Source organism: Hoeflea sp., from assembly GCF_984452065.1.
Window position 1 is genome coordinate 21,589 of sequence record NZ_CFHWAF010000016.1, and the last position, 22,900, is coordinate 44,488.

General features: G+C 61.2%; 19 protein-coding genes. 5 read left to right on the plus strand and 14 right to left on the minus strand.

The window, feature by feature from the left end; all coding sequences use genetic code 11:
• Nucleotides 1-232: 232 nt before the first annotated feature.
• Nucleotides 233-886, plus strand: coding sequence for a fructose-6-phosphate aldolase (gene fsa / locus AC5E6N_RS05145; RefSeq protein ID WP_491746812.1), 654 nt, complete (start codon nt 233-235; stop codon nt 884-886).
• Between the two features lie 30 nt (nt 887-916).
• On the opposite strand, the gene AC5E6N_RS05150 is transcribed toward fsa, so the two are convergent.
• From AC5E6N_RS05150 to AC5E6N_RS05160, 3 genes are all read right to left on the minus strand, one after another.
• Entirely contained in the window at nt 917-2,053 is a 1,137-nt protein-coding gene (locus tag AC5E6N_RS05150) for an AAA family ATPase (protein WP_491746813.1), read from the minus strand.
• Between the two features lie 65 nt (nt 2,054-2,118).
• Nucleotides 2,119-3,771 carry a methyl-accepting chemotaxis protein gene (locus AC5E6N_RS05155; RefSeq protein WP_491746814.1) on the minus strand — a complete coding sequence of 551 codons (1,653 nt, stop codon included), beginning with the start codon at nt 3,769-3,771 and terminating at the stop codon, nt 2,119-2,121.
• On the minus strand, nt 3,772-4,080 hold the full coding sequence (locus AC5E6N_RS05160; RefSeq protein ID WP_491746815.1) for a hypothetical protein: 309 nt from the start codon (nt 4,078-4,080) through the stop codon (nt 3,772-3,774). It abuts the gene before it with no gap.
• 438 nt (nt 4,081-4,518) lie between these two features.
• Here AC5E6N_RS05160 and AC5E6N_RS05165 point away from each other — a divergent pair, with 438 nt between their 5' ends.
• Nucleotides 4,519-5,271: an SDR family NAD(P)-dependent oxidoreductase gene (locus AC5E6N_RS05165; RefSeq protein WP_491746816.1), complete on the plus strand. Its 753-nt coding sequence runs from the start codon at nt 4,519-4,521 to the stop codon at nt 5,269-5,271.
• A gap of 55 nt (nt 5,272-5,326) precedes the next feature.
• Here AC5E6N_RS05165 and AC5E6N_RS05170 read toward each other — a convergent pair whose 3' ends face one another.
• Complete coding sequence (locus AC5E6N_RS05170; protein ID WP_491746817.1) at nt 5,327-6,256, minus strand: GNAT family N-acetyltransferase; 930 nt, start codon at nt 6,254-6,256, stop codon at nt 5,327-5,329.
• Nucleotides 6,257-6,540: 284 nt separating this feature from the next.
• On the opposite strand from AC5E6N_RS05170, the gene AC5E6N_RS05175 reads away from it, so the two are divergent.
• Nucleotides 6,541-7,431, plus strand: coding sequence for a tyrosine recombinase XerC (locus AC5E6N_RS05175; protein WP_491746831.1), 891 nt, complete (start codon nt 6,541-6,543; stop codon nt 7,429-7,431).
• Nucleotides 7,432-7,551: 120 nt separating this feature from the next.
• Entirely contained in the window at nt 7,552-8,634 is a 1,083-nt protein-coding gene (locus AC5E6N_RS05180; protein WP_491746818.1) for a TraB/GumN family protein, read from the plus strand.
• 15 nt (nt 8,635-8,649) lie between these two features.
• Here AC5E6N_RS05180 and lpdA read toward each other — a convergent pair whose 3' ends face one another.
• The 10 genes from lpdA to msrA form a co-directional block, all read right to left on the minus strand.
• A complete protein-coding gene (gene lpdA, locus AC5E6N_RS05185; protein WP_491746819.1) occupies nt 8,650-10,062 on the minus strand; it encodes a dihydrolipoyl dehydrogenase in 1,413 nt (470 codons plus the stop codon).
• A complete protein-coding gene (locus tag AC5E6N_RS05190; protein WP_491746820.1) occupies nt 10,055-10,594 on the minus strand; it encodes a hypothetical protein in 540 nt (179 codons plus the stop codon). The genes lpdA and AC5E6N_RS05190 overlap by 8 nt, the downstream gene beginning before the upstream one ends.
• Before the next feature lie 19 nt (nt 10,595-10,613).
• Nucleotides 10,614-11,855: a 2-oxoglutarate dehydrogenase complex dihydrolipoyllysine-residue succinyltransferase gene (gene odhB / locus AC5E6N_RS05195; protein WP_491746821.1), complete on the minus strand. Its 1,242-nt coding sequence runs from the start codon at nt 11,853-11,855 to the stop codon at nt 10,614-10,616.
• A gap of 45 nt (nt 11,856-11,900) precedes the next feature.
• Nucleotides 11,901-14,885: a 2-oxoglutarate dehydrogenase E1 component gene (locus AC5E6N_RS05200; RefSeq protein ID WP_491746822.1), complete on the minus strand. Its 2,985-nt coding sequence runs from the start codon at nt 14,883-14,885 to the stop codon at nt 11,901-11,903.
• Nucleotides 14,886-15,159: 274 nt separating this feature from the next.
• The gene (sucD, locus tag AC5E6N_RS05205) at nt 15,160-16,071 is read right to left on the minus strand and encodes a succinate--CoA ligase subunit alpha (protein ID WP_491746823.1); all 912 of its coding nucleotides are present in this window, start codon (nt 16,069-16,071) and stop codon (nt 15,160-15,162) included.
• A 3-nt stretch (nt 16,072-16,074) separates the two neighbouring features.
• Entirely contained in the window at nt 16,075-17,271 is a 1,197-nt protein-coding gene (gene sucC, locus AC5E6N_RS05210) for an ADP-forming succinate--CoA ligase subunit beta (protein ID WP_491746824.1), read from the minus strand.
• 22 nt (nt 17,272-17,293) lie between these two features.
• Nucleotides 17,294-18,256, minus strand: coding sequence for a malate dehydrogenase (mdh, locus tag AC5E6N_RS05215; RefSeq protein WP_491746825.1), 963 nt, complete (start codon nt 18,254-18,256; stop codon nt 17,294-17,296).
• A gap of 194 nt (nt 18,257-18,450) precedes the next feature.
• Nucleotides 18,451-19,617, minus strand: a complete 1,167-nt coding sequence (gene zapE / locus AC5E6N_RS05220) for a cell division protein ZapE (protein ID WP_491746826.1) — start codon at nt 19,615-19,617, stop codon at nt 18,451-18,453.
• A 39-nt stretch (nt 19,618-19,656) separates the two neighbouring features.
• Nucleotides 19,657-20,166 carry a protease inhibitor Inh/omp19 family protein gene (locus AC5E6N_RS05225; RefSeq protein WP_491746827.1) on the minus strand — a complete coding sequence of 170 codons (510 nt, stop codon included), beginning with the start codon at nt 20,164-20,166 and terminating at the stop codon, nt 19,657-19,659.
• 213 nt (nt 20,167-20,379) lie between these two features.
• Nucleotides 20,380-21,042: a peptide-methionine (S)-S-oxide reductase MsrA gene (gene msrA, locus AC5E6N_RS05230; protein ID WP_491746828.1), complete on the minus strand. Its 663-nt coding sequence runs from the start codon at nt 21,040-21,042 to the stop codon at nt 20,380-20,382.
• A gap of 196 nt (nt 21,043-21,238) precedes the next feature.
• Here msrA and AC5E6N_RS05235 point away from each other — a divergent pair, with 196 nt between their 5' ends.
• Nucleotides 21,239-22,849: an APC family permease gene (locus AC5E6N_RS05235; RefSeq protein WP_491746829.1), complete on the plus strand. Its 1,611-nt coding sequence runs from the start codon at nt 21,239-21,241 to the stop codon at nt 22,847-22,849.
• Nucleotides 22,850-22,900 lie beyond the last annotated feature (51 nt).

Sequence of the window (22,900 nt, forward strand, 5' to 3'; positions counted from 1 at the left end):
ACTCCACCAGGACCTGTCCCTTCTCCACCGCCTCGCCCGGCGCCGCGTGCAGCCCCTCGGGCACGGCATAGGAGTAGGCCTGGGGCGTCGGCACGGGCACCAGAACGGGCACGGTCGCGGCAGCCTCGCAGCCAAGCGGCAATTGCGGCGAATCTTTCATCTTGAGGGTGACCTTGCCTCGCGATTGATCTAAAGAAAAGCCGCGACCGCCAATTAAGGGACGAGACATACGATGAAATTTTTTGTCGACACGGCAGATGTTGCCGAGATCGAGGAACTGAACGCGCTGGGTCTGCTGGATGGCGTGACCACCAATCCGTCGCTGATCATGAAGTCCGGACGGGACATCATGGAGGTGACCAAGGAGATCTGTTCGATGGTCGATGGCCCCGTTTCGGCCGAGGTCACCGCCACCGAATTTGGCGGCATGATGGCCGAGGCGGAAATCCTGGCAAAGATCGCCGACAATATCTGCATCAAGCTGCCGCTGACGATGGACGGGCTGAAGGCGTGCAAGGCGCTGACCTCGGCGGGGCACCAGACCAATGTGACCCTTTGTTTTTCAGCCAATCAGGCGCTTCTGGCGGCAAAGGCCGGGGCCACGTTCATCTCGCCCTTCGTCGGGCGCGTTGACGACATGGCCGCCGACGGCATGGAACTGATCGCCGAGATCCGCAAGATTTACGACAATTACGGTTTCGCGACGGAGATCCTCGCCGCATCGATCCGCACCGTCAATCACGTCAAGGAGGCCGCGCTCATCGGCGCCGATGTCGCCACCGTTCCTCCGGCGACCCTTCGGGCCCTGGTCAAACATCCCCTGACCGACAAGGGCCTCGAAGCCTTCCTCGCCGACTGGGCGAAGACCGGTCAGAAAATCGGTTGAGCGGGGCGGCAAGCGCCGGCTTGGCGGCACTCAATCCTCCTCACCATCCATCCGCCCTGTCAGTGTCATGCCTTCGATCCAGGTGGCGCCGTCGCGGCGGATGACGGTTTTCGAGCGCACGCCGCATCGCTCGGAAATGGCATCGGCCAGCGCCTGCGAATGAGTCACCACCCAGATCTGGCTGTCGGCGGACGCATTGGCGATCATGCCGGCAAGCGCCGGCAGCATATCCGGGTGCAGGCTCGCCTCCGGCTCGTTGAGCGCGATGAAGGGCGGGCGGCGGTAGGACAAGAGCGCCGCCGCCAGCGCCAGAAACCGGATCTGCCCGTCGGACAATTCGCGCGGCTGGAACACACGCTTCGGGAACTCGGGAAGCACGAGGCCGAAACTGGCATAGTCCTCCGGCAGGGGCACGGAAAGGGCGGCGCCCGAAAAGGCGTCGTAAACGGCCCGGTCGAGGCCGATCGTATCCTGGCGCGTATGGGCAATGGTTGCAAAGACGGCGGCGATATTGGCGCCGTCCTCATCAAGCATCGGCGCGGTGATCGGCAGGCACGGCAGGCGCAGAGGCGAACCGGCATCCGAACGGAAGCCGTGATAGAAGCGCCATTGTCCGATAATGTGCCGCAGCGTGCTGATTTCGGGATAGCGGCCGGCATCGCCGAGCATGAACAGGGCCGTCTCCGACGTCAGGGCCTGTTCCGGATAATCCTCCATTCGGCCCGCTTCGCTCCGCGCCGCGATATGCGCGCCCTTGCGCCGCATGGTCACCACGGGCCCCCGACCGGTATCGACGGTCAGCTCCTCGGCCTTGATCTGCGCCTCATGCGGAAAACCCGCCGACGGCTCGGCCTGCTTGAAACCCGTTTCGATCCTGTAGCCGTAGACAATGCCGGTCTTCTCGTCGACGATCTCCGCCGAAAGCCCGATCCGGGCCTTTTCATGCCTGCGCGTGCCGCCGCTCCAGAACGCCGAGTAGATGCCGCCTTCTTCGGCGATCAGATGCGACAGGCGTCCGTCTGCGGCCGCCTTGATCAGTTGCAGGGCACGGTAGAGGTTCGATTTGCCGGCGCCGTTCGCGCCGACGAACAGATTGACCGATCCCAGATCCATGCGGATTGAACGTAAGGAACGGTAATTGGCGGCGGACATGGCGCGTAGATACATGCCGCGAAGCTATGCCGACTTTGTTGCATCGGCAAGTCAGGCCCTGGCTGGTCGGTTGAGCTTTTCTATGCAGCCGGTTCCTGATGCTGCAACGCCTCGCCTTCCACGGTTTCGTCAACCGTATCGCAAGCGCGGTGCGCGGACTGGAACGATGCCGTCCCGCCGAGGTCGAACCGTTCGATCTGGCTCGTCAGCCCTTCGAGCTCCCGGGCGAGACTGTGGGTGGAGGCCGTCGTTTCCTCGACCATGGCGGCGTTCTGCTGCGTGAACTGGTCCATCTGGCTGACGGCCACGTTGATTTCCTGCAACCCGGCCGACTGCTCGCGCGAGGAATTGGCGATGGCGTCGATATGCTGATCGATGTCCACGACCTTGCCAGCGATGTTGGAAAGGACCGTGCTGGTCTTGTTGACCAGTTCGACGCTGGAATTGACATGGACATCGCTGGTGGCGATCAGCCCGGTGATCTCCTTGGCGGCATTTGAGGCGCGCTGCGCCAGTTCCCGCACCTCCTGAGCAACCACCGCGAAACCCTTGCCGGCTTCACCGGCCCGCGCCGCTTCGACACCGGCATTCAGCGCCAGAAGATTGGTCTGGAAGGCAATGTCCTTGATGACGCCGGTGATCTGGCCGATTTTCTTGGAGGAATCTTCCAGTTCCTGCATCGCGTTGATGACCTGTTCGACGATTTCACCGGATTCGTCGGCATCCACCTTCGCTCCGGAGACCATCTTGCGGGCTTCCTCGGCGCGCTCGACGGCATTTTGAACCGTGGTGGTGATCTGGCCCAGCGCCGCCGCGGTTTCTTCCAGTGAGGCAGCCTGCTGCTCGGTCCGGCGGGACAGATCGTCGGTCGCCGTGCGGATCTCGACGGACCCGGAGGTGATGTTCCCGGCGCTTGCGCTGATGTCGTTGAGCGCCGAGCGAAGCTGATCGACGGCGCGGTTGAAATCGACACGAAGCTGATCGAGATCGCCGGCAAAGACATCGTCGATACTGGCGGAAAAATCCCGTTCGGCAAGGCGACCGAGGCCGGCGCCGATCCGGCCAATGGCCGCGTTGAGTTCCTCGGCGGCCTTTTCCTTTTCCGCTTCCCGCCGCGAGCGCTCCTCATTGGATTGCGCATGCAATTCGTCGCTCTTGGCCGATTCTTCGGACAATGCCTCCTGCGCCGCTTGCGCGTCCCGTGTCGCCGATTCCGCCGCGATCAGCGAGCGCTCGACCGACCAGGACATCATCAGGAGAACGCCGCTTTGCAACAGCAGGACGACGGCGTGAAGCACCACGCGGGCAAGCTCCGATTCGCCCGGGAAAACGGCCGCCGGAAGGACAAAATACAAAATCAGATGGTGCAGCGCCGTTGCGACCGTGAAAGCGACGATCGCCCGCCAGTCGATCCATGCCGCGCAGACGGCGAGCGACGCGAAGAAATACATATGCATGTCGATCTGCAGCGGCGAATTGGCAAAGGCGTAGACCAGCAGCGAAACCTGCGCGAACTGGGCAATCGATGTCACGATGCGCGTGACCGGCCCGGTCCGGTCGAAATACCAGGTGGCCGTTGCCGCCAGTGTGATGATCAGCCCGCCGCCGAGGATGATCGGAATGGACGCATCCGTGCCGTAAACCGCACGCGCCACCAGCACGGCAATATTGACCCACAGAAGCGCAATAACGCCATATGAGACCTTGGAACGAAGGACTTGCAGCGCGTTCATCTAGGAATTCCTCTTCAGACAACCATAGGCCAGGGCATGATCCAGCACGGCGACCGCGCCGTGCTTCATCAGTCGAACTGTAAAGTCCCGCTCATCGGAATGGGCGACCGCGATCCAGTCGTAACGGCCGCTGGACACGAGGCTCCCGCCGGCCTTCGCAATGACGTTCATGGCATGACCGCCCTGCCAGGGCGGCGTGACCACCACCACGTAGGACCCTTTCGGCAACGCGTAGGCGGCAAGCACCACGCCGGCTGCCAGAACCGCGTTGGCCGCAATCACCATCCAGCCTTTACCGCTTGTGGACAAGGATCCACCGTCGCGTTGTGTCCTGCATGAAAAGGACCGTGTCGGGCAAACTACTCCGGCGAGCATGTGGCGGCGGCTTCATGCCTCACGCAGCGCAAGGCGGCGAAAGTACCGCGAAAACGGTCGCCTGCGACGGCTCCGGGACGTCAGTGACCGGGGACATGACATTGCGCTGCATGCGCCGGACCTCAGCGTAACGCGCAATGCTTTCGGTATGGTAAATGGACGGTTGAACACGCGCCTGTTTCAGCATCGTCCCGACAAGAAAAATTGAACTCTCCGGTGGTCGCCGGAACACGTCGCGCACTATATCTGCCGTAGCGGGATTCTTACTTCCTAAACAAATCACCGGTAGTCTGGAAAGCAGCGCGGATATCGAGACCAAAGCGATCCACACCGGGCAAACGCCACGGGCACTTTCAAATGAGGGGACAAGCCATGCAAGAAAAAATTGCATTGATCGTCGGCGCTTCGAGCCCGATCGGTTTGTCCATCTCGGAAAAACTGCTGATGTCCGGCTGCATCGGTTGGCTGACCTATTTCAGCAACGAAGAAAAACTCAACGCGTTCTCAAACGGACGTCGAAATCCGAAGACCGAAATCAGGAAGATCGACGTGACAAAGGACGCCGAGGTCGTGTCCGTCATCGACGAGATCAAAAGCAGACACGGCAAAATAGACTATCTCGTCAACAATCCGTCCCATTCGGATCCGGGTTTCTGGAAGCGGGAAATCATCGACATCGATCCTGAGGAAATGTCGTCGATATTCAATGTCGACGTTGCCGGCGCTTTCCGGGTCATAAAACACGCATTGCCTCTGCTCATGGAAGCCGAAGCGCCCTCGATCGTGAACTTCTCGTCAAGCGCCGCGCACAAGGGGGATCCCAATTGCGCGATCTACAATCCCGCACAGCTGGGTGTTGTCGGGCTTACCAAGACAATCGCCCGCGCCTATGCACCGAAATTGCGCTGCAACGCGATCGCACCCGGCCCCATCGATTCATCCTGGGTGGACAATTGGCTGTCAAAGGAGGATGAAGCGGAAAATGTCGAGCGCATCATGGATATGCCGCGGAGGATGGGAATGCCCGAAGAAATCGCGACGGTCACGCAATTCCTTCTGACCACGGATTCGAGTTACGTAAACGGCCAGATAATTTTTGTCGATGGCGGCGTTTCGATCGCATAGTCCGCATATATCGAATATTTCCTGTGTTTTGTTGCGGAAGGAAATACCGGCAGCGTCAGGTTTCGGCCGCGCCTGAAGAGCTGTCATTGACGAACGTCCTGTCCGGATCCTCGGCAAGCTCGTAAACGCAGTGATGTTCCAGAAGTTTGGTGATCCCGGCCACATCGCCCTCCAGCCGCTCCGGAGGAATGAGATGACCGATATTGAACTGGAACGTCTTGCGCTTCTTGTTCAGCACCTCGTGAAAGACGGTCATGTCGCGCAGTTCCGTCGAGTGCTTCGACAGCCAGTAGAACAGGCCGGAATTTCGCGCCGACATGTTCACGGGCAGCACCGGCAGACCGTAGCGCCGCGCCAGGCCGACAGCCGACTGCTTCCAGGGCCGCTCGTTGAGCCGCCCGTTGGCCCAATAGGCGATGCGTCCGGACGGAAACAGGATTGTCGCCTTGCCTTCCTTGACCGCCCGGTTCGTCAGCCGCAGGGTTTCCCGCGCCTTCAGATTGCTCTTGTACTCTTCGCGCCACTCGACCGGGATAATGATCTCGGCATAGCGCGGATTGACGCGCAGGGCGTCCCGGTTCGCAAAGATCATCATGTCGGGCCGGCAATCCTTCAAGAGATCGAAAACCGCAACGCCGTCGGCGATGCCCGTCGGATGATTGCAGACGAGGATAAAGCCGCCGCTTGCGGGTATGCGTTCCTTGTTGTTCACCCGCAACTCAAGGTTCAACAGGCTGCTGGCATATTCCATCGCATCGAAGCCGGGCATATTGGCGATCACATCGGCGAAATCGATCGCCTGACGGTAATGCAGGATAGAGTAGAGGAACGGCCGCATGACCGGCCAAAGCGGATTCTTGACGATTTTCTGGCCGCGTTCGGCAATCAGCTGGTCGACGACATGGCCGGGCTGGCCATATGAAATAAGCGCAATCCTGTCGGCCAGGTCATCCAAGTTTGTCAGATGGAAGCGCTTCTGGACCATTCATAATCCCCGCAAAGGTATAAAGGTTCTATTGCAGCGAAATGTGTACTCACAATGACAGGACCCGACCCCGCTCTCATGCCGAGTTAACCGTAACATAACCGCACCGGGCAAGAATGCCACCGTTATCGACTGTTGATGACGTAATGCCTTGAAGCCGGCTCTTCAACCGGCAAACGGGCTTTATGCAGACCAAACAAATGCGTATTAGCCGTTAGGACCGGTCCCGAATCATGATTAAGGAAGCCTTTCTTGTCGCGGCGAAACCGGAACTCCAGCGCCAGATGCACGAATGGGCGGACAATCTGGAACGGCAACGACGCCTGTCGGAACACACGCTTGACGCCTATCTGCGCGACCTGAGGCAGTTTTTGACCTTTTTGACCGGGTATCTGGGCGGTCCGCCCGGAATGTCCGACATGGCGGAGCTGCGCCCGGCCGACATGCGCGCCTTCATGGCCTTCAGGCGCAGGAACGGCGCCGGCGCCAGAACCCTCGGCCGCAGTCTCGCCGGCATACGCTCTTTCCTGCGTTTCCTGGAAAAACGGGGCTTTGTCAACGCCGCCGGCATCAACGCCATGCGCGCGCCCCGGCAGCCGAAATCACTGCCCCGGGCACTCACCGACACACAGGCCGTCGCGCTGACCCGCAACAGTGAGCAACTGGCGGAAGAACCCTGGGTTGCGGCCCGCAACGCGGCCGTGCTCACGCTGCTTTACGGATGCGGGTTACGCATTTCCGAGGCTTTGGGTTTGCGGCCGGATGATTTCGCGGGCGGGCCCACATCCCTCCAGATCGACGGCAAGGGCGGCAAAACGCGCCTCGTGCCTCTGATCCCGGCTGCCGCAGCCGCTGTGGATAACTACCGCGATCTTTGCCCATGGGCTCTTGAAGCGGACGGCCCTCTCTTTCGCGGCGTGCGCGGCGGTGCCCTGCAGCCCGCGATCATCCAGAAGGAAATGCGCAAACTGCGCGTCGCGCTGGGACTGCCGGATACCGCGACCCCTCATGCGCTCAGGCACTCTTTCGCCACCCATCTCCTGGCCGGCGGCGGCGATCTGAGATCGATTCAGGAACTGCTCGGCCATGCGAGCCTGACGACCACCCAGATTTACACCGCCGTCGACACCAGGCGGCTTCTGGAGGCCTACGGGAAAGCCCATCCCCGGGCCTGAACCGGAATAAGGATTTGTTAACCCCAAGGCGTGCAAGCTTTCCCGAACACCCGCAAATTAACGCTTTGCACGCGGCAGCGACGTAAAATGCCGCCACTTGCTCAACATGACGGAATGACCATGACGTTCCTTTCACCAGCCCTGTTTCGACCGGTCCGCATGCGCATCGACTGGACACTGGCGGCCGTCATCGCGCTGCACCTGCTTTTTGCAGCGACCTTCTTCGTGATACTTGCCGTCGCGTCGACGCGGGCAAATGCCGAAGAGGCCGTCTGCCGGGGTGAAAATCTGCTCGCAGCCATGGCGCAGGACGACCCGGACGAAATGGCCCGTATCGAGGCCGAGGCGGCGGCGGTCGTCAACGGGTCGAGCCTGCTTTGGCGTATCGAAAAGGATGGTGTGCCCGTATCCTGGCTCTACGGAACCATGCACACCACGGATCCGCGGGTCCTCAAGCTCGGCGCCACGGCCCAGTCCGCCTATGACGACGCGTCGGTGGTGGTTGTCGAATCGTCGCAGATTGTCGAACTCGAGCGGGCCATGGCCCGGCTGATGACCGATCCGGATCTGACCATGCTCGATGCCGGCACAACGCTGGAGGGGCTGTTGAGCGAGGAGGATTTCGACCTCGTGGAAACCGTCCTCGAGGAGCGCGGCATCCCGATGGCCTTCGTCTCGCGAATGAAGCCCTGGCTGATCTTCAGCATGATCGCGGTTCCCGACTGCGAAATCGAACGCCGGGCCAATGGCATCGCATTTCTGGACAAGGAACTGGCGACCGGTGCGCTGGAAAGCGGCAAGACGCTGGAAGGGCTGGAGACGCTGAAGGAGCAGCTTGCGATCGTATCGGGTCTTCCGCTTGACGTTCAGGCGCGCCTCCTCGCCGACACCGCCGCGCTCAGCCCGGTGCTGGAGGATGTGACCGCGACGATGACCGATCTTTATCTCGAAGGCCGCATCGACATGATCATGCCCTTTGTCCAGGCCGCGACGATGGAAATCGGCGAGATGGACAGCAGCGCCTATGCGAAATTCGAGAAGGAACTGATCGAAACGCGCAACAAGACCATGGCGAAGCGCCTCGCGCCGATCCTTGAAGACGGCGGCGCCTTCGTCGCGGTCGGCGCACTGCACATGCCGGGCGAGGACGGCCTTGTCGAGCTGCTGCGCGGCAACGGCTATGCCGTCACCGCCGTCAATTAGAAATCCAGCTTTAGCCTACATGTGTATGGGCTTGTCATAGGCGCTGAGCGCGGCTTCCTTGACGGCCTCCGACATGGTGGGATGCGCGTGGCATGTGCGGCCGAGGTCCTCGGCGCTGCCGCCGAACTCCATCAGGACGGCCGCCTCGTGGATCATATCGCCGGCGCCGTATCCGACGATATGAACGCCCAGCACCCGGTCCGTCTGCTTGTCGGACAGGACCTTCACGAAACCGTCGGACTGCAGCATGGCGCGGGCCCGGCCATTGGCCGAGAACGGGAATTTGCCCGCCTTGTAGTCCACGCCTTCCGCCTTCAGTTCCTCTTCGGTCTTGCCGACCGAGGCGACCTCCGGCTGCGTATAGACCACGCCGGGGATGACGCCGTAATTCACATGCCCGGCCTGCCCGGCAATGATTTCGGCGACCGCGACGCCCTCGTCTTCCGCCTTGTGGGCCAGCATCGGACCGGCAACCACGTCGCCGATGGCATAGACGCCCGAGACATTGGTCTGAAAATGCGCGTCGATCTGCACGCGGCCTGCCTCGTCGAGCACGATGCCGGCATTTTCGAGGCCAAGGCCTTCCGTATAGGGTTTGCGGCCGGTCGCCACCAGAACCACATCGGCGCTGATCGTCTGTGCATCGCCGCCCTTGACGGGTTCGAAGGTGACTTTTGCCGAACGTGATGTCGCCGCAATGCCCGTCACCTTTGCGCCAAGGTTGAATGTCAGCCCCTGCTTGGTCAGCATGCGCTGAAACTGTTTGGAAACATCCCCGTCCATTCCTCCGAGTATCGTGTCCAGAAACTCGACGACGGTGACCTTTGTTCCAAGCCTTGCCCAGACGGACCCGAGTTCCAGGCCGATGACGCCGCCGCCGACGACAATCATGTCCTTCGGCACTTTGGGCAGTTCAAGAGCGCCGGTTGACGAGACGACGACTTTCTCGTCGAATTTGACGTCGACGCCCGGAATGCCGGCCACATCGGAACCGGTGGCAATCACGATATTGCTGGTCTCCAGCTCGACGCTGTCGCCCTTTTCGTCGGCGACGGACACCTTGCCCTCGCCGCGGATCGACCCTGTCCCGGTAAACACGTCGATCTTGTTCTTCTTCATCAGGAACGCGACGCCGTCCACATTGGCTTTCACCGTCGCATCCTTGTGCCCCATCATCTTTTCGAGATTGAGCTTCGGCTTGCCTGTTTCGACCCCGAGCTCCGGCAGGGCGTGGCTGGCCTCTGAAAACATCTCCGATGCATGAAGCAGAGCCTTGGACGGGATGCAGCCGATATTGAGGCATGTGCCGCCGAGCGTGGCGCGTTTTTCGACCACCGCCGTCTTCAGGCCGAGTTGCGCGGCCTTGATCGCACACACATAGCCGCCTGGGCCCGTACCGATCACGATGAGATCGTAGCGTTCAGCCATCTATTTGTCCCTTCCGTTCCTCTCCTGCTGCCTGTTCCTGGCAAGCGACAAGGTTAAGTCGTTCGATCTGCTCCAGCGGCAGGCGGCCCGCCGCATCGGGCATGCGCTTCGTCAGCGCTGCCACAAGTCCTTCCAGGTAAAGTTGCCCGACCGCGGGGTCATCGAAAGCCGCCAGCTCGGCGATGCCGCCGCCGTCATCGACACCACGCATATGGCCGCGCCAGACCGTGCAGGCCTCCAGCTCTGCGCCCGTCACGTCGCCCTCGGGACAATCGTCCAGGATAATGCCGGCAATGCCCGGCTCGTTCTCGGCCTCGAAGACATAACCCTGATAGGGATCTTCACCGGCGATCAGAAACCGGAAACTCATATCGTCCGAACCGTTGAACTCAAGGCGCACCGTCTCGTCATCCGTCGCATAGGCCGCGAGCACTTGCGGGCAGCGTCCTGTCACGTTTTCCTGCCCATGAACCGGCAAGGGCAGCAATATGGCCGCAGCCGCGGCAATCAGGAAGGGGCTGGCGTCTCTCATCGGCTGTCTGCCGCAACAGCTAGAGATCAAGAACGAGCCGTTCCGGGTCCTCCAGGCTTTCCTTCACCCGCACGAGGAACGTCACGGCCTCCTTGCCGTCGACAATCCGGTGATCGTAGGACAGCGCCAGATACATCATCGGGCGGATGACGACCTGCCCGCCAAGCGCGACCGGCCGTTCCTGGATCTTGTGCATGCCAAGAATGCCCGACTGGGGGGCATTGAGGATCGGCGACGACATCAGCGACCCGTAGACACCGCCATTGGAAATGGTGAAGGTGCCGCCCTGCATGTCGGCCATGTTGAGCTCGCCGTTTCTCGCGGCAAGACCGAGCCTGCCGATCTCCTGTTCGATTGCGGCGATCGACATCTGGTCCGCATCGCGCACGACTGGCACGACAAGTCCCTTGTCCGTCCCGACCGCAACACCGACATGGCAGAAATTCTTGTAGATGATGTCCGTGCCGTCGATTTCCGCGTTGACTGCCGGAATTTCCTTCAGCGCGTGACAGACCGCCTTGGTGAAGAAACCCATGAAACCGAGTTTCACGCCGTGTTTCTTCTCGAACAGTTCCTTGTATTTCTTGCGCAGGTCCATCACCGCCGTCATGTCCACCTCATTATAGGTGGTCAGCATGGCGGCCGTGTTCTGGGCATCCTTCAAGCGCCGGGCGATGGTCTGGCGAAGCCGGGTCATCTTCACCCGCTCCTCGCGCGCTTCGTCCTCTCCGCTGGAGGGCGCCCGGGCGGCGGCCGGCGCCGGGGCGGGGGCCGGTTCGCTGACGCCCTTCGCCAGCGCATCGATGACATCGCCCTTGAGCACCTGCCCGCGCTTGCCGCTTCCGTCGACCTGATCCGCATCGATTTTGTTTTCCGCCATCATCTTTGCCGCGGACGGGGCGGGCGGCATATCGGTTCCGGCCGCTGCAGGTACTGAGGCCGCCGCGGCAGGTGTTGCGTTGGCCGGCTTTGCATCGGCAGCTGCCGGTGCGTCCGCCTTGGCTTCCGGCGACGGCGCGCCGGCGCCCTCGGCAATCTGGCCGAGGAGCGCGTTCACCTCCACCGTATCGCCCTCATTGGCGGCAATTTCCGACAGGGTGCCGGCTGTCGGCGCAGGCACCTCGATCGTGACCTTGTCGGTCTCGAGTTCGACCAGCGGCTCATCGGTCGCGATCGCATCGCCGACCTTCTTGAACCAGGTTCCGATGGTGGCCTCGGTAACGGATTCGCCGAGGGTGGGAACGCGGATTTCTGTGGCCATGATATTCAGTTTCCGTTTCTCAAAGGATGGCTGTCTTTCGGATCGCTAACTGCCAAGGGCATCCTCGAGGAATGCCTCAAGTTGCGCCTTGTGCTTGGACATGAGGCCCGTCGCCGGCGACGCGGCCGCCGGCCGGCCGGTATAGCGCACGCGCTGATACTTGGCGTCGATATGCGCCAGCACCCATTCCAGATAGGGGTCGATGAAGGCCCATGCACCCATATTCTTGGGCTCTTCCTGACACCAGACCATTTCGGCATCGCGGAAGCGCGACAACTCGTTGATGAGCGCCTTGGCGGGGAACGGATAAAGCTGCTCGAGCCGCAGGAGATAGATGTCGTCCACCCCGCGCTTTTCGCGTTCCTCGTAAAGATCGTAATAGACCTTGCCGCTGCACATGAGGACCCGGCGGATCCTGTTGTCCTTCTGCAGCTTGATCGGCTGGTCCTTGCGCACCTCCGCATCATCCCACAGCAGCCGGTGGAAGGAGCTGTCGCCCGCCATTTCCGAAAGCTGGGATGTGGCGCGCTTGTGGCGCAGCAGGGATTTCGGCGTCATCAGAACCAGAGGTTTCCTGAAGTTGCGCTTCATCTGACGGCGCAGAATATGGAAATAATTCGCCGGCGTCGTACAGTTCGCCACCTGCATATTGTCCTCTGCACAAAGCTGCAGGAACCGCTCCAGCCGGGCCGAGGAGTGTTCGGGGCCCTGGCCCTCATAACCGTGCGGAAGCAGGCATACGAGACCCGACATGCGCAGCCATTTGCGCTCGCCGGACGAGATGAACTGATCGAAGACCACCTGCGCGCCATTGGCGAAATCGCCGAACTGCGCTTCCCAAAGCACAAGCGCATTGGGCTCGGACAGGGAGTAGCCGTACTCGAAACCGAGCACCGCCTCTTCCGACAACATCGAATTGACCACCTCGTAGAGCGCCTGTCCCTTGCCGAGATTGTTGAGCGGGATATAGCGTTCCTCGTCCGCCTGGCTGTAGAGCACCGAATGGCGCTGGGAGAACGTGCCGCGCTCGCAATCCTGGCCCGACAGCCGCACCGCGTGACCCTCGACGAGCAGCGAGCCGAAGGCCAGTGCCTCCGCCGTCGCCCAGTCGATGCCGTCGCCGGTCTCGATCATCTTGGAACGGTGATCCATGAACCGGCGCACGGTGCGATGCGCCTCGAAACCGTCCGGAACCGCCGACAGCTTGCGGCCCATCTCCTTCAGGTTCTTGACCGTCAGCGCGGTCTTGCCGCGGCGCTGCTCGTCCTGATTGTCCGCAACCCGCATGCCCGACCACACGCCGTCAAGCCAGTCGGCCTTGTTGGGCTTGTATGAATTGCCGGCCTCGAATTCCTGCTCCAGGAAAGCGCGCCAGTCGGCTTTCATCCTTTCCACTTCGCCGACGCCGATCAGCCCCTCATCGACGAGCTTCCCGGCGTAGAGCTGCAAGGTCGTCTCGTGCGAGCGGATCTTCTTGTACATGATCGGCTGGGTGAATGCCGGCTCATCGCCCTCATTGTGGCCGAACCGGCGATAGCAGAATATGTCGAGCACCACCGGCTTGTGAAAGGTCATGCGGAACTCGGTCGCCACCTTTGCCGCGTAGACAACCGCCTCCGGATCGTCGCCGTTGACGTGGAAGATCGGCGCTTCGATCATCTTGGCGACGTCTGAAGGATAGGGGGACGAACGCGAGAAACGCGGGTTGGTGGTAAAGCCGATCTGATTGTTGACGATGACGTGGATCGTTCCGGCAACACGGTGGCCGCGCAGGCCGGAAAGGCCGAGACACTCGGCGACAACGCCCTGTCCGGCAAAGGCCGCATCCCCGTGCAGAAGCAGCGGCAGAACCCGGACCCGGTCGTTCAGCGGCACGATCTCGCCGCGCGCATGGCCGGCCAGCAGGTCCTGCTTTGCCCGCGCCTTGCCCATGACGACAGGATTGACGATCTCCAGATGCGACGGGTTGGCGGTCAGCGACAGGTGGACGTTGTTGCCGTCGAACTCGCGATCCGAAGAGGTTCCGAGATGATATTTGACGTCACCGGACCCCTCGACCTCGTCGGGCGTGAACGAACCGCCCTTGAACTCGTTGAAGATCGCCCGGTGCGATTTGCCCATGACCTGTGAGAGAACGTTCAGGCGGCCGCGATGCGACATGCCGAGCACGATCTCCTTGAGGCCCATCTGGCCACCGCGCTTGATGATCTGTTCGAGCGCCGGTATCAGCGATTCGCCGCCATCGAGACCGAAGCGTTTGGTGCCCTTGTATTTGACGTCGATGAACTGCTCGAAGCCTTCCGCCTCGACCAGTTTTTGCAGGATGGCGATCTTGCCGCGCGGCGTGAATTCCACGCCCTTGTCCGGACCCTCGATGCGATGCTGGATCCAGGACTTTTCCTCCGGGTTCGATATGTGCATGAACTCGACGCCGATGGTCGAGCAGTAGGTGCGCCGCAGAATATCGATCATCTCGTTGATGGTCGCATATTGAAGGCCGAGCACATTGTCGAGGAAGATCCGCCGGTCCAGATCGGCCGGGCCGAAGCCGTAATTTTCCGGCGACAGCTCGTTATAGTCCTCTTTCTCCTCGGCAATGCCGAGCGGGTCGAGATTGGCATGCAGGTGGCCGCGCATGCGGTAGGCGCGGATCATCATGATGGCGCGAACGGAATCGCGCGTTGCCTGCTGAACCTCGTCGTCGGAAAGAACCGTCGCGCCGTTGGCCGATTTGTCCTTCAGCCGCGTTTCGATGTGTTTTTCGACGGTGCTCCAGTCGCCGTCAAGCGCCGAGATCAGTTCGCCGTTCTCGGCAATCGGCCAGTTGTCCCTTTTCCAGGAGGCGCCCTTTGCGGCCTTGCGGACCGCATCCGCATCGTCCTTCAGAGCGGCGAAAAAACTCTGCCACTCGGGGGCCACCGAGGAGGGATTGTCCTCATAACGCGCATAGAGTTCTTCGATATAGGATGCGTTGCTGCCGTACAGAAACGATGTCGCCTGGAAGGTTTCGTTGGCGTCCTGTCTTGCCATCTGCCCTTTGCGGGTTACCCCGCCTCCTTGATACGTTGCGGCCTTGCCGCTCAGTGTCCCGCACCGTTTTCGGTGCCGCGCATTTCCACCCGTTCATCAAATATGCAGTGCGAACCCGTTCTTGTGTAGTCCTTCACCGCACATTTGAAGCCCCTCGCCGTTTTCCCGGCTCGAAGGCCCTTTTTGTGCGCCGTTTTCAACGCTTTTTTTGCCGGACACAATTGCGTGTCCGGCGACCAGCGGCGCGGCGAAACGATCGCCGCGCCGGGGTTTGTCATTCGTTCAGCAGCGCGACGAGCGTACTGCCGAGCTGGGCCGGCGAAGGCGATACGCGGATGCCCGCGGCCTCCATAGCGGCAATCTTGTCTTCCGCCCCGCCCTTGCCGCCGGAGATGACGGCGCCGGCGTGACCCATCGTGCGTCCGGGCGGCGCGGTGCGTCCGGCGATGAAGCCGACGGTCGGTTTGGACCGCCCCTTCTTTGCCTCGTCGGCGAGGAACTGCGCGGCGTCCTCTTCGGCCGAACCGCCGATCTCGCCGATCATGATGATCGACTTGGTCGCCTCATCCGCAAGGTACATCTCCAGGACATCGATGAACTCGGTGCCCTTGACCGGGTCGCCGCCGATGCCGACGGCGGTCGTCTGGCCGAGGCCTTCGTTCGTCGTCTGGAAAACCGCTTCGTAGGTCAGCGTGCCCGAACGCGAGACGACGCCCACGGAGCCCTTCTTGAAGATATTGCCCGGCATGATGCCGATCTTGCATTCCTCCGGCGTCAGCACGCCGGGGCAGTTGGGGCCGATCAGACGGGACGATGATTTTTCCAGCCGCGCCTTGACCTTGACCATGTCCGAAACCGGAATGCCCTCGGTGATGCAAACGATCAGCGGGATCTCGGCGTCGATCGCCTCGATGATGGCGGCCGCGGCGCCGGCCGGCGGCACATAGACGACGGAAGCGTCCGCGCCGGTCGTCTCCTTGCCTTCCGCCACCGACGCGAAGATCGGCAGGTCGACCGTTCCGTCGCCGACATTGCCGGTCCAGACCTGGCCGCCCTTCTTTGGGTGAATGCCGCCCACCATCTGGGTTCCGTAATAGGCAAGCGCATGCTCGGTGTGGAATGTTCCGGTCTTTCCGGTCAGGCCCTGCACCAGTACCTTCGTGTCCTTGTTGACGATGATGGACATGGATCAGGCTCCCTTCACCGCTTTGACGATTTTCTGCGCCGCATCGTCCAGATCGTCCGCTGCGATGACATTGAGGCCGCTTTCATTGATGATTGTCTTGCCCTTTTCGACATTGGTTCCTTCAAGCCGCACCACCAGCGGCACCTGGAGGCCGACTTCCTTGACCGCCGCCACGACGCCTTCGGCAATCGTGTCGCAGCGCATGATGCCGCCGAAGATGTTGACCAGAATGCCCTCGACAGCCGGATCGGCCGTGATGATCTTGAAGGCCGCGGTGACCTTTTCCTTCGACGCGCCGCCGCCGACATCGAGGAAGTTGGCCGGCTCGGCGCCGTAGAGCTTGATGATGTCCATGGTCGCCATGGCGAGCCCGGCGCCGTTGACCATACAGCCGATATTGCCGTCGAGCGCCACATAGGCGAGATCGAATTTGGAGGCCTCGATCTCCTTTTCGTCCTCCTCGGTCGTATCGCGCAGGGCAACGATATCGTCGTGCCGGAACAGCGCGTTGCCGTCGAAGGACACCTTGGCATCGAGCACCCGCAGCCGGCCATTGGCCATGACGATGAGCGGGTTGACCTCAAGCAGGCTCATGTCCTTTTCCATGAACGCCTTGTAGAGGATCGGAAACAGCGTCATGCCGTCGGCCCGCGCCTCACCGGACAGTTCAAGCGCATCGCACAGCTTCGCCGCATCGCTCTCGGTCACGCCGGTATCGGGATCGATCGGAAGGGTGAGGATCTTCTCCGGCGTTTCCTCGGCAACCGCCTCGATGTCCACTCCGCCTTCGGTCGATACGACAAAGGCGGGCCGGCCGACCGTGCGGTCGACCAGGATGGACAGGTAAAGCTCGCGATCGATATCCGCGCCGTCTTCGATATAAAGCCGGTTGACCTGCTTGCCGTGCGCGCCGGTCTGCTTCGTAACCAGCGTATTGCCGAGCATCTCGCCGGCATTCCGGACAACCTCGTCGACCGAACGCGCGAGCCGCACGCCGCCGGCCGCATCGGCGGGAAGCTCCTTGAACTTGCCCTTGCCGCGGCCGCCCGCATGGATCTGCGTCTTGACCACATAAAGCGGGCCGGGAAGCCTGGACGCGGCCTCGGCGGCCTCGTCCGCGGAAAAAATCGGCACGCCCTCGGCGACCGGAGCGCCATAGCTCTTCAACAGGGCCTTGGCCTGGTATTCATGGATATTCATGGATGGAAATCCCGTGTTCCGGCTATTTGAGGTTCGGTGCGATGGCGATGCAGGCCTCGCAAAGACCGGCAACGGCCGCGACCGACTTGTCGAACGCGTTCTGTTCCGACTTGTTGAGGTCGATCTCGATAATCCGCTCGACGCCGCCGCCGCCGATCACGGTCGGCACGCCCACATACATGTCCTTCACGCCATACTGGCCGGACAGATGCGCGGCGCACGGCAGCACGCGTTTTTTGTCTTTCAGGTAAGCCTCCGCCATCGAAATGGCCGATGCGGCGGGTGCATAATAAGCGGAACCGGATTTCAACAGGCCGACGATTTCCGCGCCGCCGTCGCGCGTGCGCTGGATGATCTCCTCAAGCCGGTCCTTCGATACCCAGCCCATCTTGACGAGATCGGGAAGCGGAATGCCGGCAACCGTCGAGTAGCGCGCCAGCGGCACCATCGTGTCGCCATGCCCGCCGAGAACGAATGCCGTGACGTCTTCGACCGACACGTCGAATTCATCGGCCAGGAAATGCCGGAACCGGGAACTGTCGAGCACGCCCGCCATGCCCACGACCTTGTTCTTCGGCAGGCCGGAGAATTTCTGCAGCGCCCAGACCATGGCGTCCAGCGGATTGGTGATGCAGATCACGAAGGCGTCCGGCGCGTATTTCTTGATGCCCGCGCCCACCTGTTCCATGACCTTCAGATTGATGCCGAGCAGGTCGTCGCGGCTCATGCCCGGCTTGCGCGGCACACCGGCCGTCACGATGCACACATTCGCGCCCTCGATGGCCGCATAATCGTTGGCTCCGGTCATCTCGGCATCGAAGCCGTCAACCGGCGCGGACTGCGCAATATCCAGGCCCTTGCCCTGGGGAATACCCTCGGCAATATCGAACAACACGACGTCGCCCAGTTCCTTCAAGGCCGCCAGATGGGCGAGCGTGCCGCCAATCATTCCCGAGCCGATCAATGCGATTTTGTTTCGCGCCATTATAATGACACCTCCGAATTCATTTCTCCCCGCGGCAACTGCGCCAGGTTGCCGCAAATCGCAAAGGTGATAGACTGCCTGACAGTTTTTGGCAACTCATACTTTTGCTATCAAGAATTTCAAACGGTTAGATATACAAACTCTTACGTAAACGTAAGATTTTTAAGCCATTGACCGAATAGCTCGGTAAAGTTTTATGCGCTTTCCGGCGCCATATCCGCCGCGCGGCTCGCCGACAGATAGTCAACACTCTGCATCTCGAAGAGACGCGAAGCCGTCCTTGCAAATTCAAACCCCTCCGCCCCCCGGTGGCTGATGTAGAGACCCTCCGGCGCGGCTGCAGCCGACATGATCAGCCGGGTGCCGGCGTCATACAGCATGTCGACAAGATTGATGAAGCGTTTTGCCTCATTGCGCCTGTCCTCATCCATGACCGGCACGTTTTCCAGAAAGACCGTATGATAGCGGTGCGCGATGATATGGTAGTCGCTGGCCGCAAGCGGCCTGGCGCACAGTTCGTCGAAATTGAACCGCGCGACGCCGCCTGCCTCAAACGGAATCTCGATCTGCCGGCCCTTGACGGCAATCGTATTGGGATGGGCGATCTGCCCGGCGGTCATCTCACGCCAGACTTTCGCCATCGCGATGCGTGTCTCATCGTTCAGCGGTGTCAGGTAGACCGGCAATTGCTGCAGCTTCTCCAGGCGGTAGTCGGTCCGCGCATCCAGGCTGAAGACATCGACATGCGCTTTGAGAATGTCGATAAAGGGCAGGAAAAGCTGCCGGTTGAGGCCGTTGTGATAGAGGTCGTCCGGCTCCACATTCGAGGTGGCGACCAGGACGCAGCCGCGCTTGAAAAGCTGCTCGAACAGCCGCGACAGGATCATCGCATCCGCAATGTCGGTCACCGAAAACTCGTCGAAGCACAGGACCCAAGCCTCGCTGATCAGCTGGCTTGCAACCGGTTCGATCGGATCTTCCCGTTTGGTTTCGCCGCGCTTGAGTGCCTGACGATGCGCATAGATGCGCTCGTGGACGTCGGCCATGAAATCGTGGAAATGCACCCGGCGCTTGCGCTCGGCCGCGATCTGCTCGAAGAAAAGATCCATCAGCATCGTCTTGCCGCGGCCGACCGCGCCGTGGATATACAGACCCCGGATGGACGGAATGGATTTTCGCTTTCGCGCAAAAAGCCAGCCGAGATTGCTGGACTTTGCCGTCAGGCGCCGTTCGCGTATTTCCGTCAGGACCCGGTCGAGCGCCTCGGCCAGCTCCAGCTGCGCTTCATCGCTTTCAATATGACCGCCATCGACCAGCGCGTTATAACGTTCCGCGACTGTAATCCGGTCTGCAATACTCATGGGATACGTCTACCCGTGGCCGGTGTCCGCCGGCATCCCCTAGCGGTTCAGACTGACGGGCTGACCCGCGGCCGTTGTCCCATCGAAACGCTGCTCGCCTGACTTGTACAGCGCGGCGAACTGGTTTCCCGAAGAGTCGCTCAAAATGACCTGCTTGCCGGCAACATCCCAGGCTGAGATGAGGGCGGCCTGATCGGTGCAGCCGCGCGAGGCGGCGCGATAGCCGCCGGTCCATTTGGTCAGCGCCAGGAAGACGTCGCAGCTGTTGCCGCCCGTCGAGATGGTCCACCGCCCGACCATCGAGTCGCGGCTAACATCGGGCGCATTGGCCGCAACGGCCCGCAGTTCCTGCTCGCTTGGCCCCTGTGTTGTCGGTGCGTCCGGAAAATCGCTGCTTCCGGGCGGCGGCAACTGTCCGCTCTGGATATCGCCGATCGGCGCCGGAGACAGCGGCGCGGGCTGTCCCGTCCGCGGCACAAAGCCCGTTCTTTGACATCCGGCCAGAGCGACGACGGCGCAAAGCGCGATCAAGGTCAGTCCATTGCGCATCAGATTATCCCCATATCCGCACCGGAATCACCGGCACCCCTTGTCAATACCTATATCGGGTTGCGGGCATTCAATACACAAAGATGGCAAAATTTGTATTAAATTTGCACAAATCAAATCCGTTGAATTGATCCGTGAGCGCGGGGAACGTCCGATGGAGAACCTTTGGCGCTTAAAACCCGGCAGATGGAATGCCGGCACGCGAGCACGGGACTATTGGGTCCTATAGGATTTGTCTATGCCGCTATGCGCCTCATCGCCCCAAAGGGCTTCAATCCGGGCGTCGCGGCGGCAGCCGAGCCGGTAGTATTGATAGCGTATCGGGTTCTTCAGATAAAAGTCCTGATGGTAGTCCTCGGCCGGATAGAACGTGTCGGCCGACACGATCAGCGTCGCGATGGGTCGGTCCAGCACCTTCATGGCTTCGGCGCTCGACGCCTCGGCCAGCTTTTTCTGCTCGTCGTCGAGTGTGTAGATGGCCGTCGAGTAACTTTCCCCGCGGTCACAGAACTGGCCGTCCGGATCGGTCGGATCGACACTGCGGAAGAATGTATGAAGCAACTGGGAATAGCTGACCTTCGCCGGGTCATAGGTAATCTTGACCGCTTCGCGATGTCCCGTGGTTTCGCTGACGACGTCTTTGTAGGTCGGGTTGTCCAGATGACCGCCGATATAACCCGATATCGTCTCGACCACGCCGGGGACGTGATCGAAATCCGATTCGACACACCAGAAACATCCGCCGGCGAAAATCGCCACTTTGGCGTTTTCCGGCGTTTCGACCTGTGCCTGAACGGGTGTCATCGGCGTATAGCCCGCAACAACGGCCAGACCGGCCGTCGCGGCAAGGGCACCGGCGATCACCAATTTCCGCATACGCGCCTTCTCCGGGTTTCCGTGTGTAAATAGTCCGGCCATAGGTGCAGAAACTGGCCTCTTCCACAAGTCAAACCCGGTCACGAGGTCGTTACAACACATCGGACAAGACGGCTGCGGGCGAAGAGATGTCTGTCCAACCCTCACGAATAGATGCATAGTCGCGTCTCGCGGACAATGAGGGGATCCATGCCGCATGGCTGAACAGAACACACTCAGGAGGGAGATCGGGCCGGTCGGGCTGATCGCACTCGGTGTCAGCGGTATTATCGGATCAGGCTGGCTTTTCGCGCCGATGCTGGCATCGCAGCTCGCGGGCCCGGCGGCGATCATAGCCTGGATCGTCGGCTCGCTCGCCATGCTGGCACTGGCCATGACCTTCGCCGAGATCTCCGCCATGTTCCCGCTGCCGGGCGGGATCGCCAGCATACCGCAGGTCACCCACGGCAATGTGGTGTCCATTGCCATGGGCTGGACCGCCTGGCTCGGTTACCTTCTGACCGCTCCCATAGAGGTCGAGGCGACGCTGCGGTATCTGGCGCGATACGCACCGTGGATCTTCAAGGGGCCATCCTACGAAACCCTGACCTATCCCGGCTCTCTCGCGGCGCTTGGCTTCATGGCCCTGTTTGTCGTTCTCAACGCCCTCGGAGTGCGCCTCTTCACGCTTATCAACACCTCGGTCACCTGGGTGAAGGTGATCGTTCACGTCATCATCACCGGCATGTTCGTCGCGTCATCCTTCGAGCCGGCAAATTTCACCGCATCCGGAGGCTTTGCGCCCTACGGAACCGTCGGCATCCTGTCCGCGGTCACGTCGGGCGGCGTCATCTTGTCGATGATCGGCTTTCGCCACGCAATCGACATGGCGGGCGAGGTGCGCAATCCGGGCCGCAATGTGCCGCTCGCCATGATCGCGGCAATGCTCATCTGCGTGCTGATCTATCTCGGTCTTCAGGTCGCCTTCATCGGCGCCCTTTCACCGGCGGATCTGTCCGGCGGCTGGGCCGGCCTTCACTTCACCCACAAGGGCGGCCCGCTGGCCTCCATCGCCACCGCCCTCGGACTTCTGTGGCTTGTCAGCCTGATGAACACGACCGCCGTCATTTCGCCCTTCGGCTCGGCGCTGGTCGCCGTGGGTGCGAATGCACGGCTGGTGCTGGCCCTCACCCGTACCCGCTTCATGCCGGAGATATTTGCAAATCTCTCCGGGTTCGGTGTGCCGCTCAACGCCCTTCTTCTCAACCTCGCCATCGGCTGGCTGGCGGTGCTCTTTCTCGATTTCACCCGGCTCGTCGCCACGCACAGCTCGCTCGTGGTGCTTTCCTTCATCGTCGGTCCGATCGCCGTGGTCGTCTTGCGGACACTGGCTTCGGACTACAAGCGCCCGTTCCGCTTGCCGGCCGTCAACATATTCGGCTACACCACATTCATTCTGGCCACGCTGATCGTCTACTGGAGCGGCTGGCACACGATCAAGGTGCTGGGGCTGGCGCTGCTGATCGGCGCCGTGCTGTTTACGCTGCGGCTGCAGTCCATGAACCGCGACGAGCTCAACCTGCGCCAGGCTGCCTGGCTGCTGCCCTACTGCATCGGTGTCGGAATTCTGTCGTGGCTCGGCGGTTTCGGCGGACTTGGCCTGATACCCCAGGGCTATGACATCGTCCTGTGCGCCGGCTTCAGCGCCGGCATATTCCGCATCGCCGTACGCTCGGCCCTGTCACAGACCGAGTTCGATGAGCAGACGGACGATATTATCGACCGCATCGGCTATGACAAAAACATCATGCGCGATCTGGAGGTCTAAGAGCCCGCTTCAAAAGTTCATGATCCATAACAATATGTTGCGAGGCGTCGG